The organism is Buttiauxella massiliensis (genome assembly GCF_902500225.1).
Classification (GTDB): domain Bacteria; phylum Pseudomonadota; class Gammaproteobacteria; order Enterobacterales; family Enterobacteriaceae; genus Buttiauxella; species Buttiauxella massiliensis.
The window spans coordinates 44,692-59,782 of record NZ_LR722654.1 but is presented as its reverse complement, the minus strand read 5'-3'; the positions used below and the strand labels follow the sequence as shown (position 1 = coordinate 59,782).

Below are 15,091 nucleotides of genomic sequence, written 5' to 3'. Positions count from 1 at the left end.
AGTAATTCATTGATTTTAAAGGCCGAAATTAATATTCGGTCTTTTTTTATCTGTCTTTCTATACAAATACTTAGCTGTATCCTGTCTGGGAGTTCATGAAAAAATCGTAACTTTCCCTATTGGAACTGACGTAAATTCCGTAACAGACTCATAACAACATAAACTTCTTTTTGTATGAATCCAAATACTTTTCGAGCATTTTTGTAGGTGAAAGTGAGATGGTTTAAACTAAAAAAAACCAAAACACTCTTCAAAAGCTCCTGTTTACCTGATATTGCTCTCAATTTTCCAGGTTTGTTTATTTCCCGCGAATAATTATTGTCATGATTCATTTTTACATCATTGATGCAGCTGTCCTACCACTTATTACACCGATAGACTGTCCTATCAATATTTATGTATTTGCTATGTTTTCTGAATGCCTTTTAATTTTTGAGTATTTATATATGGCTCTAAAGTGAAGTCGGCGAGTAAATTAAGTGGGGGCGTTCATTTTAATCTCATTACTTGATTTTTTTCAGTATAGACGACTGTATTATCAGGTATATCTCTATTAATAAATGACATAGCACCAATTGTAACATTGTTTCCGATTAGTAGATTGTGCCCAAGAATACAGCAGCAAGCACCAATTTCAACGTTGTTGCCGATGGATATTGTTGGCGAGTTGAACTTTTCACCCACGCTGCCACCAAGGCCAATTGTGGTATTTTGTCGGATTTTGAAATTATAACCAATTGTTGAGCAACCATTAATCACAACAGATAAAAAATGCGTAACGTTCAAACCCGGTCCGATTGTTGCTGGTAATTGAATTTCAGTATTGTATTTTTTTATTAGGTTTCTATTAATTTTCCTGGCAATGGTTTTATTAAGGTTTTTTTCGGTTTTATAAAGATACGATGCTATTCGCCACCAAAAATTAAATCTCCTCTCAGGGCATTTAAACGCTTTATGGACAGCCCTTGACCATGTAAATGGTTTATCATTCATCATAACTTCTTTGCGCAAACACTCTTGTAGGTGTTCTTTTAATATTTTGCTGTTCATTTTTAGTCTGTAGTTGGAGTTTCTGGTGCAAGTAGATAGTTATTTTTTTCTTTGATGAGATCATTTGACATGGGTTGCCGCATGTTTTCACCAGTAGGAGAAATAGGGGACATGAACCATTTATTATATAACTCATCAAATCGTTTTGAGATAAACAGGTTTTTTAACTCATCATTGATGATGGGCTCTATTTCATCTGCATCTTTAGCTATCACCATTCCATAGGGTATTACGTCACCAAATCCTTCAGCACTCATTTGATAGTCATCTCTGTTCGCCATTTCAGCTAACTTGCTATGTATGATAATGTCATCAGTGACAAATGCTGAGATGTGCCCTTGTTCTAGTAAATTAAATCCTTCATCGAAACTTCTCATCAGCTTAACAGAGATCGAATAGTTAATATTTTGGTTCATTGCAGAGAGTAATAATGCAGATGTTCCGCCACTAATAGCCCCTACGGTTCGCCCAGAGAGCATTTCGAGGCTATTTATATGCTGAGATTTTTTAGCCAGAAAATTTGTCCGTGTAAAAAACCATGGCTTTGAAAAAGTAACGAATTTATTACGTTGCGCTGTATTTCCGGCAATGGCGCAGAGAATATCTGCTTTATGATGAGATATATATTCAAAGCGCGCGGCTGAGGCAACTTCTATCCATTGTATATTTAGATTTGTGTTGTAGCGTTTTTTTATACTGTCGACAACTCCCTGGCAGATATCCACCGCCATACCAGTCGGTTTTCCATTTACCTCCCAGGAAAAAGGCTTGGAACTACCCACCCATGCCAAGGTAATACTATGCGTGCTAAGTATTTTATTAAGCACAGGATCGGCTACAGCACTGCTGCAAAAAAATATCATAGCAGCCAACATAAAAGAACCAATCATTTTACAATAAGTCAAATGACTAAACAAAAGTAAGCCTCCATTAATTAAAATGGCTAAAGTAAAATTATATTTTTCGAAAATATCGGCAGTATTGTAATTGCTTTTATGTTGGTTTACTAATAATTGTCTTTCTAATAATAGCCATTAATATCTATATTTGTGGCATGCCTCAATATTCATCATCCTGAAATCATCTACATGAATACCCATACAAGTCCAGAGGATAGGACCGAGATAGGGGGTATATTAATTAGCATCCTTACTATCCTCTCTGTACAATCACTTCCGACCTGAAGTTCGCTCCAACTAATAACGACAAACCTGCAAAGACAAACTATGACCACAAATCAAACTGAAACACATCGTCGGGAAAACTCTCTCGCCTCGGTTTTACGTAGCCCGCGTTTGCTCGCTCGTGAATCCCTTGCTGGAGTGGTAACGGCATTGGCACTTGTACCTGAAATCATTTCATTCTCAGTCATCGCGGGGGTTGACCCGAAAGTCAGCCTCGTCGCCTCTGTTGTGCTTTGTTTATCCATGTCACTGCTTGGTGGGCGCCCCGCAATGGTGACAGCTGCTGCTGGCTCAGTAGCATTAGTTATCGGTCCAATGGTGCATCTGCACGGCGTTGAATATATTTTCCCGGCGGTGTTGCTGGCAGGGTTAATCCAGATTTTGTTCGGTGTCACAGGGCTTGCTCGTATGATGCGCTATATACCACTGTCAGTGATGACCGGGTTTGTAAACGCGTTGGGCATTCTCATTTTCTTTGCCCAGGTACCACATATTTGGGGGGATAACCCGCTGGTCTGGGGGCTGTTAGCGCTCACCCTGGCAATAGTGCTGTTTCTCCCTCGGGTATTTAAAATGGTTCCGTCGCCGTTGGTGGCGATTATTGTCATTACAGCGGCATTCATTGGGATGGGGTTATCTGTACCAACAGTGGGTGAGGCGGGACCAATGGCTACTGGATTACCCGGACTGACAGAGTTGTTGGTGCCCTTGAATCTGGATACTTTACGAATTATCTGGCCTTGCGCTTTGAGCATCGCCTTCGTTGGCTTAATGGAATCGTTGTTAACCGCCAAACTTGTTGATGAACTGACTGACACACCTTCGAGTAAACGTCGTGAATGTTGGGGGTTGGGAGTATCTAACATATTCGCCGGTTTTTACGGTGGTATTGCCGGTTGCGCCATGATTGGCCAGACCATGGTCAATGTGGAACTTGGCAAGGGGCGGACGCGCATCTCGACAATTGCTGCCGGCCTGGTGCTGTTGCTGTTAGTCACCGGTTTAAGCGAATTGATGGCAAAAATCCCGATGGTGGTTTTAGCCGGAATTATGGTGATTGTGGCGGTGAAAACGCTCAACTGGCACAGTGTTAAACCTGCTACCTTGAAAAGAATTCCATTTCCAGAAACTTTAGTGATGGTAAGCACTGTCGCAGTGACCGTTGCGACCGGGAACCTGGCGTTGGGTGTCGTCGGTGGCGTGGTTTTTGCGATGATCTTGTTTGCTCGCCGTATTGCCCACGTAGTACGCGCGGAAAGAACATTATCTGAAGACGGGCAATCTGTAAGATATACGGTAACCGGGCCGTTGTTTTTTGCCAGTAGCAACGATTTGGTTGAACATTTCCAGTATGCCGACGATCCGCAAAACGTGATTATTGATTTGTCTCAGGCTCAAATTTGGGATGTATCGACAGTTGCCGTGCTTGATGCGATCGAAACCCGCTATCAACGCTATGAAAGCAAGGTACAAATTGTCGGTCTCGATTTACGCAGCAGCGACTTCCACGAGCGGCTGAGCGGCAAAATTTGAATACCACTCACGCGTTAATCCAGATTTATTTGATGAGAAAATGGCAAAACTGTGAATCTGCCGTTACTTTTACAATGTTAAGGCTGCTAGATTAGCCTTAGTTCCAGAGTGAAACGGAGGTGCCAGATAGTTTTGAAACTGATCCTCAAAAGTAAACTGGTGGGTTCGTGGTAGGTTTAATGACCACATTCCCTTGGGGCGCAAGCCATATTTCATCGCTTTAAGAAGCGTAGTATTTACCAGATAACTCGTATCACCTCTCTAAAGGCTGCATTTATGCAGCCTTTTCTATTTGTGGCTCTGACTCGCTTTTCCTTCAATTTCCATACTTTCGAATGCAGTGTGCTGATTGTGTCTCAAACCGTATGGCGGCAAAATAAGTAAAAAATCGTACGCCAATAATACGTTTGAAGGATATGAGCATGGTTAATGCAGCACCTCGTCTGGAAACTGAACGTCTAATTCTCCGCCATTTTACGCTGGATGATTTTCCGGCATTAGCTGCCTGTTGGGCGGACCCAGAAATGGTGAGGTTTATTGGTGGTGGACAACCGCAAGGCCCAGAAATGACCTGGGGAAGATTGCTGCGTTACATCGGTCATTGGCAGGCGATTGGTTACGGCTATTGGGCTGTCTTTGAAAAAGAGACTGAGCGTTATATTGGTTCGTTTGGTTTTCAGGACGCACAACGTGAGTTAACTCCGGCGCTTGAACTTCCGGAAGCGGGATGGTCACTGATTCCCGCTGTGCACGGTAAAGGCTATGCCAGCGAAGCGCTCAACGCGGTTCTGCAATGGGCGGACCGTGAGTTAGCGACACCAGTTTGTTGCATTATTGATGATGACAACCTGCGTTCTATCTATCTGGCTGAGCGATTTGGTTTCCAGTTCCAGCATTTTGTTGAATACCACGGTAAGCAAATCAAAATGTTCATTCGTCCTGCCCGCTAATCATTGCCCCCACTGGTTTATAATTAAGCAATAAATAAACAAAGTGGGGGCGGTATGTATCAGCGAATAGACGGCGAAGAGTGGCGGCATGTGTTTATTGTTGGTGATTTACACGGCTGCCTCTCTGAATTGATTAGCCAGCTTAAACTTCATCATTTTGATTATCATCAGGATTTACTTATCTCGGTGGGTGATCTTATTGATCGCGGTGCAAACAGCCCTGGATGCCTGGCACTGCTCGGTAGTAAGTGGTTTAAAGCAGTGAAGGGCAACCATGAAGCGATGGCTTTAGAGGCGCTCGACGAAGGTGAGGGAATGCTCTGGCAGATGAACGGTGGTGAGTGGTATCGGGAATTGCCAGAACAGCGTCAAAATAATGTGCAGCTAGCCTTACTGAAGTGCCGCGATTTACCGTTGGTAATTGAACTTCATACGCATGACAAGACGCTGGTTATTGCTCATGCAGACTACCCTTCAGGGCATTACAGTTGGAATCAGCCCGTCGATGAACATTTACTGGTCTGGAGCCGGGATAGGCTTAATAAGAATTTACAGGGGCGAGGCGAGGATATCGACGGTGCTGATGAGTTCTACTTCGGCCATACGCCGCTCAAAGAAGTGAGTCATTTTCATAATCAATATTATATTGATACCGGCGCAGTGTTTGGTAATAAGCTGACTATGGTGCAGGTTCAGTAACACTACAACGAGCTGTATTCTTGCGCCGGACGCCAGAAACTATCAATAAAATCTTCCACCGGGAAACAGCCACCGTAGCGTATCCGCTGCTCATCCATAGCGAACAGGCACTGCTGTTCAGTATTAAAGACATCTACCACAATATCTTCGCAGCCGCCGTCCAGGTAGCAAACAAATAAAACCAACGCAAACATGATTGCCTTTGAGTTGCACCGTTTGGCTTAATTGTAGGGGAAGTCACGAGAAGAGGGTAATCAGTGCCAATTAATTAACCCGTCTGGGCGACGGGTCACTTTGAGTTATGCAAGACGCATGACCCAGGCATCAGATTTTTGGTCGTAATGTTGACGGTAGAGGACTGAATGTTCGCCATCGAGGACGGCGGGAATACTTGTTTCATCATCCCAGGCATCAAGTTGCATGCACAGGTCCGGGTCGGATTTACAAGGGATGCTCAACGTGCGGTCCCCTTGCTGCTCGCCATGTAATTCAGCATCATCAATTTCGAAGATGCCTATTCGTACGCTAGTTTTCGTCATCACGCTCTCCTTGGGTCTGGGTACATGTGGTATGACCAGTAAGGTCTCCCACAGTAGAGCGTAGACAAACGTACAAAAACTGCAAACTACATGGCGACTATTTTTTTACGCATCAGCCCCTGGCGGCAAACAGTTTTCCGTCGCGAACCAATTCACGTGGATAGCTATTTTTCAGGCGAGATCCAACTTTTCTTGCCAGACCAAGAGGTTGTCCCTGGTATGTCACGACAACCTCATTTAGCTCGGGGGATACATCTGGGTAAATATCGCGACCGTGATACCACTCGTCCGCTTCAAATTCAGTAAGCGCAAATCCTAGCGGTGAATCGCCAGGCACCAGGGCTATGACGGCTTCATGCTGCCAGCGATAGCCTTTGTTGTATTGCTCAGCAAGGCGTAAACCAATACGTGAAAATCGAACCTGGCCAAATAGCGGAATAATCTCTTTGGGGAATAGCCAGATTTCTTTATCTCTCAACCAAAGTTGTTGGTCATCTTGCCAGGCGATCCCAGACTGTTTTGCAGCTGCGGTCACTTCCGCAGCTTGTTTTCCATGCATTGGTACAAACGGGAATTTCCCCACTTTGTAGCCTGGGGCCGGGAGCGCTTCTACGGATGCAGTTTTGCGCAGGCGCGCAACGAAGAATCCTTCACAATCGTAAATTTGCGGGAAAACATGCAAGTAGCCTTCGGCAGTAATAGCTTTATCCGCCTCCGGGAATAAATCGTTAAGCGGGGCGATTTCCACAGCATCAGGCCACTCATCCAGTAACCACTGGCAAATCTGCTGATTCTCTTCACGATTTAAAGTGCAGGTGGAATAGATCAACGTACCGCCTGGACGCAACGCATGAAAAGCGCTGGCAATCAGCTCACGCTGCGTATCGGCGATGCTGGCGGTGCTTTCTGGCGTCCAGTTGCGCAGGGCGTCAGGGTCTTTACGCACCACACCTTCACCTGAGCATGGGGCATCCAGCAAAATTGCATCGAAACACTCCGGTAGTGCAGCACCAAATACTCGGCCGTCGAAATGCGTCAACGCGACGTTGCTGATACCGCAGCGGCTGATGTTAGCGTGTAGCACTTTAACGCGACTGGCGGAATATTCATTGGCGAGGATTGCACCATGATTGCCCATACGCGCTGCAATTTGCGTGGTTTTGGAGCCTGGAGCCGCTGCGACATCCATAATTCGGTCCGGTTGATTGCCGTCAGCAAACAACGCCGCAACGGGCAGCATTGAACTGGCTTCCTGAATGTAGAACAGGCCACTCAAATGTTCGGCACTACTACCCAGCGGCAGGCTTTCTTCATCATCACGTTCAATCCAGAACCCTTCTGCGCACCACGGAATCGGTGTCAGATGCCAGTCATAAGAGGCGACAAGCGCAAGAAAATCATTGACCGAAATCTTGAGGGTATTAACACGCAAGCTGCGACGCAGTGGCCGCTGGCAATACTCGATAAAGCTCTCGATAGATTGATCTGCCGGGAGTGCATCGCGAATAACATCAAGAAAAGCTTGCGGGAGAAAGGCGGTGTGAGAATGAGCCACTAAGGAAGTCCAGAAAAAAATGAAGGAGGGATGGTAACACAAACGCCCCGGTGAGGCACCGGGGCGAAGGTATTAGCGAGGCAGTGCGGTGCCCCATTGACGCCACTCTTTAGGCTCACTTTGCTCTAACAGGAAATGTTTACCCGTTTCTGCTTTCGGTGCCAGTGGTGTACCAGGCGGCGTGGCGAAGGCGATACCACCGCGGATGAACTGGTTGAAGGTGCCGGTTTTCACTACACCACCCGTCAGACCGAAATCGAGACTATAACCAGAGGCCAGCCAGAATACTGAGCTATCACGCACCAGATGCTGGAAGCGCTTGCTGATACGCAGGCCAACCATCACGCGGTCAGAGAGGTTGCCGAGGGTTAATCCGGTCACCGTACCCACTTCGATACCGCGGAATAGCACTGGCGTACCGATGTTTAATGCGCCCGCTTCAGTCACTTCTACTACGATGTTCAGGCCGTCTGAGTAGCGGGAGTCAGTAATAGAGGCTTCCTGCAATTCGAAGTCACGACGTGCTGCGCCGCGGCCTGGTTCAACGTTGATATAAGGCTGGAGAATAGTATCGAGATTATCCACGCCGGAGGCCGAAATTTTCGGGGTGACGACAGAGAAGCGCGTGCCGCTGCGGGCAAATGTCTCAACAAACTCAGGGTAGAGTACTGCTTTGGCTTCTACTTCACTGCGTGAAGCTGTCAGATTCAGTGACTCAAGTTGCCCTATATTTATGCCCAGATAACGGATTGGCATACCGGCAGAAAGTTTACCAGCATCGAAAGTGTGCAGCGTTATCTGACTGCCTACCGCACGAGCGGCAGTTTCAGAGGCGTACAGCATTCGCTTGTCGCCTTTTTTCAGGCCGACGCTGGCGCCGCTTAAGTTGTCGAAACTGATAGCACCTTTTAAGGCACGCGAAAGAGGGGAAGCCTGAACGGTAAGGCCACTGCCATTGAGTTGCACACGAGCGCCACCCTCGGCCCAGAACACGCTATTGGAGGTCAGCAGGTTACGGTATTCCGGTTTGATATTTACATCAATGTCAAAACTGTTAGCACGAGGACGTACGCTGATGATTTCCCCGACCTGGAATTTACGATAAAGCACCACGGAGCCGGTCTGAATATCTGGCAGGCTGGCCGCGGTTAACGTCAACGTGGTTGTTGGTAGGTCGCTCAGGCTGTTTTCCACCGCCTTTTCAAGGTTGGCATAGAGTGGATAGCTATCTTTCATAGCACCTTTGTTACCTGGAATGACTCTGACACCGCCGTTGACCCATTCGCTGGCGCTGGCACCCAGGAATTCAACGCCATCAATACCCAGCTTTACATCAATACGGCTGTTGACGACGAATTTGCTGTCGCCCTGAATCAAATGCCGATATTCAGGATCAATGGCTGCGGAGAAGGTGACGCCTTTGGCCGACAATTTGCGCTCAAGAATCTGCCCCACCTGCACACCATGCAAAATAATCGGCTGGCCTGCATCAATGCCATAACTTTCCGGTGCCGTCAGGTTCAGGGTCAGAACATCAGGCTGCTGCAAGAGAGTTTTATCGCTCGGGAAAACCACAAAATGGTTTTGCGGTTCACCTTCACCGGGTACCAATTCAAACGTACTTCCCGTTAACAGGCTGCTGATATTCGGGTTGCTGAGGGAAATCTTAGGGCTGCGCAACTCAATGCGCGTCCCGCTCCGCATCAGATTGACCACGCTTGGGTCCACCGTCATTTGGCCGGTTACCGTGCTGCCCGGATTGAGGTTTAGTTTGGTCAGTGTTCCGACTTCAAGCCCTTGATACATCAGCGCAGTTGAACCGGCGTTTAAACCTTGTCCGCTCGGCAAATCAAGATCGATGATTACGCCACGCTGGCTATGCGCCAGATCTTCATACAGGCCAAACTCATCATCAGCTTTGGCTTCGGCTGAGTTTTCCGGCGAGTCAAAGGCGATAGCGCCGTTGACCAATGCCGCCAGGCTTTCTAGCTGAACTTGCGCACCGGAAAGACTGACGTTGGCTTTAACGCCGGATACGTTCCAGAAGCGGCTGCCTTTTTTCACCAGTTTGGTAAAGCGGCGGTCAACCAGCACGTCAATCGTCACGCCCTGCTGGTTCTTGTTGATGGTGTAGTCATACACTCGGCCTACCGGAATTTTGCGGTAATAAACTAGCGACCCACTGTTGAGCGAACCTAAATCCGGTGCGTGCAAGTGAATCATCAGCTCGCCATTGTTAAGGCGATATTTCGGCTGGGTATCGAGCGCGGAGAAGTGATCTTTCGGCTCGCCTTTGCCCGGCATCATGCCGATATAGTTGCCGCCAACCAGCGCATCCAGGCCGGAAACACCCGCAAGAGACGCCTTGGGTGTGACCAGCCAAAACTGGGTATCTTCACGCAGCGCGTCTTTCATATCGCTTTTCACGCTGATTTTTACTTCGATTTTGCTCAGGTTTTTACTGAGGCTGACGCTTTGTACCGTGCCGACTTCAACACCCTGGTAACGTACAGGCGTGCGCCCGGCAACGATGCCGTCAGCCGAAATAAAATCAATGGTCGCAGTCGTGCCGCGTTCTTCCCAGGTCGTCCACATCAGCCAGCCGGCAATCATCAGTGCGATAATTGGCAGTAACCAGAAGGGCGAAATACGGCGTTTAGTTTTAATTCGCGCTTCAGTCGGTGAAGCGGGCATTTCCTGACTCATGTGCGTCCCAAAGTAGTCGGCTATCAAGCCATTCGACTGCAAGAATAGTTAAAATAACCGCCGCGCCAAAATAAAACGCAGCCGGTCCCATAGTAAATGCCAATAGCTGGTCACGATTAACCAGCGACATCGTAAGCGAGATTACGAAGAGATCGAGAATGGACCAGCGCCCAATCCAAGTAATAAAGCGTAGCAGTGTTATCCGCGTCTTAAGCCCTTTCTCACATTTAAAATGAATGCTGACCAGCAATGAAATCAAAACGATAACTTTGATAAAAGGCACCAGGATACTGGCAATGAAAACCACAGCGGCGACGGCAACATTACTGCTGGCGAGGGAAAGAATACCGGAAAGAATCGTATCTTCCTGGCGGGAACCATTGACGTAAAGAATCGAAATTGGCAACAGGTTGGCCGGCAGGAGGAATATTAACGAACCGATTAATGCTGCCCAGGATTTTTGTAAGCTGTGGCGACGACGAGCTCTTAATGGCACATGGCAACGAGGACAACGCCCACGGTTGTCAGGCACCCCAGTGAAGTGGCAGCCCAGGCAAACGCGTAACTGGGGACCCCACGCTCGAGGAGGTCGCTGGGGATAAAAACGAGCCCATAGCTGTTCTACATTAAGGTGAATTAGCGTCAACAAGCTCAGCACCACTAATGCAATAAACGCCACGAGACCTACGCCCGGTTGGATAAATGCAAACTCTCTGACTTTGATACAGGCCACACCGATAGCGACCAGGTAAATATCTAACATTACCCACTCTTTGAGCTTATCAAGCATGAGTAAGACCGGGCGTAAATTCATCCCAAGAATATTACCAAAGTAGAGGTAAGCAATTGAGGCAACTAATGTTGCTGGCGCGCCCACAGCACAGAACAACACCATTGCGGCTGTCAGGGGATCACCCTGGCTAGTCATCTGCCATATGCCCTGGAACAAGTTGGCATCTATTCGCGTACCCAATAAATAGATGCGCACCAGAGGCTCGGAAAAAGCGACAGGCATAAGCAGTAGCATGGCAATTGCCATCGCCGCCAGACGAGTAAGTGACCAGTCGCGTCCATGGTAAACTTTGGCATCGCAGCGTGGGCAATACGCGCTCTGCGAGGATTTAACCGACGGTAACGAGAAAAGTGTATCGCATTGGGGGCAACGCTGATAACGTGCCTGCGGTACAGCATGGCTAATGGCGTGTATTTTCATGTGTTATCGTAAACAGGGAAAACCGCTGGCGCATGGGGTATCTCAATGGGTTATGAAATATTCGTTAAGCGTATAGTAATTCATTGAATGATACACCTTGTGGCATAAGGCATTTAATGCTTATTTTACTATGCTATGCAGTTGAGTAAGACAACATACTATGGTTAATCAATGAACAAAGAACAATTTTACGCGGACTTGAACCGCGATTTCAGTGCGTTAATGGCAGGTGAAACAAGCTTTTTGGCGACGTTGGCAAATACCAGCGCGTTGTTGTTCGAACGTCTCGAAGGCGTTAACTGGGCAGGCTTTTACCTATTAGAAGGCGAGACTCTGGTTCTGGGACCTTTCCAGGGCAAGATTGCTTGCGTTCGTATCCCGGTAGGAAAAGGTGTTTGCGGTACAGCGGCTTCCACTAAAAGCATCCAGCGCGTCGAAGATGTGCATGCTTTTGATGGTCATATCGCTTGTGACGCTGCCAGCAACTCCGAAATTGTCCTGCCGCTTACGGTAAATGGCGAGCTAATAGGTGTTCTGGACATTGATAGCACGGAGTTTGGGCGCTTCACACCTGAAGACCAACTCGGCTTATCTCAACTGGTGACGCAGCTTTCGCTGATGCTTGCCGACACGGATTTTAAAAAATTCTTCACTCGTTAGCATGATAAACAACGGATAACGTGGCATTTGCTGATAGCGTCATTATAATGTCGCCTGTTCATGCCTGCGGATTGTTGGCAACTCCGTTGTAATCAGGAAATTTCATGGAAAATCAACCTAAGTTGAATAGTAGCAAAGAAGTCATCGCCTTTTTGGCAGAGCGTTTCCCACAGTGCTTTAGCGCTGAAGGTGAAGCCCGCCCCCTGAAGATTGGTATCTTCCAGGATTTGGTCGCGCGCGTTGAAGGGGAGATGAGTCTCAGTAAAACTCAACTTCGTTCCGCGTTACGTCTTTACACTTCAAGCTGGCGTTACCTATACGGTATTAAAGTCGGCGCAACCCGTGTTGATCTCGACGGTAACCCTTGTGGTGAACTCGATGAGCAGCACGTAGAGCATGCTCGCAAGCAGCTTGAAGAAGCAAAAGCTCGTGTTCAGGCACAGCGTGCAGAACAGGCAGCGAAAAAGCGTGAAGCGGCTATTGCTAACGGCGAAACCGTTACCGATAAACCTCGTCGCGAACGCAAGCCTCGTCCTGCTCCGCGTCGTCCAGAAGCTACAGAACGTAAACCTCGTGTAGAAAAACCGGCGCCGCAAGCTCCGCGTGAAGAAAAACGCACTCCGGTTACAGACATTTCTGCTTTGCAGGTGGGTCAGGCAATCAAAGTCAAAGCGGGTAATAACGCGATGGATGCCACAGTACTGGAAATTACCAAAGATGGCGTCCGTGTACAGCTGACTTCTGGTATGGCAATGATCGTACGCGCAGAACACTTGCAGTTCTGAAACGGAGGCCAGACCCGGGCATGAACAAATTCTTTAAGCGTACGGCTGTCGCTAGTCTGTTGTTTCTTGCAGGTAGCGCACTGGCCGTCGAAAATATCACGCAAGCTTCTCAAATCCCGCAATTAAAGGAAGAGACACAGCATGCAACGGTGAGTGAGCGTGTAACTTCACGCTTCACTCGCTCGCATTATCGTCAGTTTGACCTGGATGAAAATTTTTCCGCAAAAATTTTCGATCGCTATCTAAACCTTCTCGACTATAGCCACAACGTGCTGCTAGCCAGTGACGTTGAGCAGTTTGTGTCGCGGAAAAAGCAGATTGGCGATGAATTGCGCACCGGTAAACTGGACGTATTTTACGATCTCTACAATCTGTCCCAACAACGTCGTTTTGAACGTTATCAATACGCGTTGAAGGTGCTGGAAAAACCAATGAATTTCATGGGTAACGATACCTTTAACGTTGACCGCAGCAAATCGCCGTGGCCTGCAAACGTTACAGAGTTGAATTCCCTGTGGGATAGCAAAGTTAAGTTTGACGAACTGAGCCTGAAACTGACCGGTAAAACCGATCAGGAAATTCGTGAAACGCTGACCAAGCGTTATCAGTTCGCCATTCGCCGTCTGGCTCAATCCAATAGCGAAGATGTTTTCTCGCTTGCGATGACCGCCTTTGCCCACGAAATCGACCCGCATACCAATTACTTATCGCCACGCAACACAGAACAATTCAATACCGAAATGAGTTTATCTCTGGAAGGTATTGGTGCTGTGCTGCAAATGGACGATGACTACACGGTTATCAACTCGATGGTAGCGGGTGGTCCTGCTGCGAAAAGCAAAACGATTACCGTTGGTGACCGTATTGTTGGTGTTGGCCAAACAGGGAAATCTATGGTTGATGTGATTGGCTGGCGTCTTGACGATGTCGTTGCGCTGATCAAAGGGCCAAAAGGTAGCAAGGTTCGCCTGGAAATCTTACCGGCAGGTAAGGGTACTAAAACACGAGTGGTTACGTTAACCCGTGAACGCATTCGTCTTGAAGATCGCGCCGTCAAATTGACGATTAAAACGGTCGGTAAAGACAAAGTGGGTGTCCTGGATATCCCAGGCTTCTACGTTGGTCTGACAGATGATGTCAAAGTCCAGCTTCAGAAGATGGAAAAACAGAACGTGAAGGGCGTGATCATTGATTTACGCTCTAACGGTGGCGGTGCATTGACCGAGGCTGTCTCACTTTCTGGCCTGTTTATCCCAAGTGGCCCAGTTGTTCAGGTACGTGATAACAACGGTAAAGTGCGTGAAGATAGCGATACTGACGGCGTTGTCTACTACAAAGGTCCACTGGTGGTGATGGTTGACCGTTTCAGTGCTTCGGCTTCTGAAATCTTTGCAGCAGCAATGCAGGACTATGGTCGTGCGCTGATTGTGGGTGAGCCTACCTTCGGTAAAGGCACTGTTCAACAGTACCGTTCTTTGAATCGTATCTATGATCAGATGCTGCGTCCGGAGTGGCCTGCGCTTGGTTCAGTGCAATACACCATCCAGAAGTTCTACCGTATTAATGGCGGAAGTACTCAGCGTAAAGGTGTAACGCCTGACATCATGATGCCTACCGGTACTGAAGAGACTGAGACTGGCGAGAAGTTTGAAGATAATGCCCTCCCTTGGGATAGCATTAACGCCGCTACTTACGTCAAGTCAGGCGATCTGACTCAGTTTGAGCCGCAATTGCTTAAACTGCACCAGGATAGAATAGCAGCCGATCCTGAGTTCCAGTACATCATGAAGGATATTGCTCGCTTCAATGCCCTGAAAGATAAACGTAATATTGTTTCCCTGAATCTTGCTCAGCGTGAGAAAGAGAATCAGGAAGATGATGCTACGCGTCTGGAGCGGATTAATGACCGCTATAAACGAGAAGGAAAAGCACCGTTGAAGAAACTCGACGACCTGCCGAAGGATTATCAGGAACCTGATCCTTATCTCGATGAAACGGTTCATATCGCGCTGGATTTTGCAAAAATGCAGCAAGATAAACCAGCTGAGCAACCCGCTCCTGCTAAGTAACTCCTCCAACGGGCACAAAATTTTGTGCCCGTTTTTTTTACCTCTATCAAGCCGCGTAAATCAACCTCCTCTTAAATGTAAAGTTATGTATTATTAACTACTTGGCAACGATGAATGCTTGAAAATAGCAAGCTTGCCCCTACGATGT

General features: G+C 47.5%; 13 protein-coding genes. 6 read left to right on the top strand and 7 right to left on the bottom strand.

The window, feature by feature from the left end; translation table 11 throughout:
• Nucleotides 1-489: 489 nt before the first annotated feature.
• Both GC128_RS12495 and GC128_RS12490 read right to left on the bottom strand, forming a co-directional pair.
• Nucleotides 490-1,050, bottom strand: coding sequence for a serine acetyltransferase (locus tag GC128_RS12495; protein WP_151994573.1), 561 nt, complete (start codon nucleotides 1,048-1,050; stop codon nucleotides 490-492).
• Nucleotides 1,051-1,052: 2 nt separating this feature from the next.
• A complete protein-coding gene (locus GC128_RS12490) occupies nucleotides 1,053-1,967 on the bottom strand; it encodes a transporter substrate-binding domain-containing protein (RefSeq protein WP_151994572.1) in 915 nt (304 codons plus the stop codon).
• Nucleotides 1,968-2,276: 309 nt separating this feature from the next.
• Between GC128_RS12490 and GC128_RS12485 the strand changes: the two genes are divergently transcribed.
• The 3 genes from GC128_RS12485 (at nucleotide 2,277) to GC128_RS12475 (ending at nucleotide 5,416) form a co-directional block, all read left to right on the top strand.
• Entirely contained in the window at nucleotides 2,277-3,767 is a 1,491-nt protein-coding gene (locus GC128_RS12485; protein WP_151994571.1) for a SulP family inorganic anion transporter, read from the top strand.
• Between the two features lie 422 nt (nucleotides 3,768-4,189).
• Nucleotides 4,190-4,717, top strand: a complete 528-nt coding sequence (locus tag GC128_RS12480; RefSeq protein ID WP_151994570.1) for a GNAT family N-acetyltransferase — start codon at nucleotides 4,190-4,192, stop codon at nucleotides 4,715-4,717.
• Between the two features lie 54 nt (nucleotides 4,718-4,771).
• Nucleotides 4,772-5,416 (top strand): metallophosphoesterase, encoded by a 645-nt coding sequence (locus GC128_RS12475; RefSeq protein WP_151994569.1) that lies wholly within the window; start codon nucleotides 4,772-4,774, stop codon nucleotides 5,414-5,416.
• A 2-nt stretch (nucleotides 5,417-5,418) separates the two neighbouring features.
• On the opposite strand, the gene GC128_RS12470 is transcribed toward GC128_RS12475, so the two are convergent.
• The 5 genes from GC128_RS12470 to yebS all read right to left on the bottom strand — a co-directional run bounded on the left by GC128_RS12470 (nucleotide 5,419) and on the right by yebS (nucleotide 11,429).
• Nucleotides 5,419-5,610 (bottom strand): YdfD/YebW family protein, encoded by a 192-nt coding sequence (locus GC128_RS12470; RefSeq protein ID WP_064511919.1) that lies wholly within the window; start codon nucleotides 5,608-5,610, stop codon nucleotides 5,419-5,421.
• A gap of 105 nt (nucleotides 5,611-5,715) precedes the next feature.
• Entirely contained in the window at nucleotides 5,716-5,955 is a 240-nt protein-coding gene (locus GC128_RS12465; RefSeq protein ID WP_034455162.1) for a YebV family protein, read from the bottom strand.
• Between the two features lie 112 nt (nucleotides 5,956-6,067).
• Nucleotides 6,068-7,510, bottom strand: coding sequence for a 16S rRNA (cytosine(1407)-C(5))-methyltransferase RsmF (gene rsmF, locus GC128_RS12460; protein ID WP_151994568.1), 1,443 nt, complete (start codon nucleotides 7,508-7,510; stop codon nucleotides 6,068-6,070).
• Between the two features lie 72 nt (nucleotides 7,511-7,582).
• Entirely contained in the window at nucleotides 7,583-10,216 is a 2,634-nt protein-coding gene (locus GC128_RS12455; protein WP_151994567.1) for a PqiB family protein, read from the bottom strand.
• Nucleotides 10,185-11,429 carry a membrane integrity lipid transport subunit YebS gene (gene yebS, locus GC128_RS12450; RefSeq protein ID WP_151994566.1) on the bottom strand — a complete coding sequence of 415 codons (1,245 nt, stop codon included), beginning with the start codon at nucleotides 11,427-11,429 and terminating at the stop codon, nucleotides 10,185-10,187. The genes GC128_RS12455 and yebS overlap by 32 nt, the downstream gene beginning before the upstream one ends.
• A 171-nt stretch (nucleotides 11,430-11,600) precedes the next feature.
• Between yebS and GC128_RS12445 the strand changes: the two genes are divergently transcribed.
• The 3 genes from GC128_RS12445 to prc all read left to right on the top strand — a co-directional run bounded on the left by GC128_RS12445 (nucleotide 11,601) and on the right by prc (nucleotide 14,943).
• On the top strand, nucleotides 11,601-12,089 hold the full coding sequence (locus GC128_RS12445) for a GAF domain-containing protein (protein ID WP_151994565.1): 489 nt from the start codon (nucleotides 11,601-11,603) through the stop codon (nucleotides 12,087-12,089).
• A gap of 104 nt (nucleotides 12,090-12,193) precedes the next feature.
• The gene (proQ, locus tag GC128_RS12440; protein ID WP_151994564.1) at nucleotides 12,194-12,874 is read left to right on the top strand and encodes an RNA chaperone ProQ; all 681 of its coding nucleotides are present in this window, start codon (nucleotides 12,194-12,196) and stop codon (nucleotides 12,872-12,874) included.
• A gap of 20 nt (nucleotides 12,875-12,894) precedes the next feature.
• The gene (gene prc, locus GC128_RS12435) at nucleotides 12,895-14,943 is read left to right on the top strand and encodes a carboxy terminal-processing peptidase (RefSeq protein WP_151994563.1); all 2,049 of its coding nucleotides are present in this window, start codon (nucleotides 12,895-12,897) and stop codon (nucleotides 14,941-14,943) included.
• The last annotated feature ends 148 nt before the right edge of the window (nucleotides 14,944-15,091 follow it).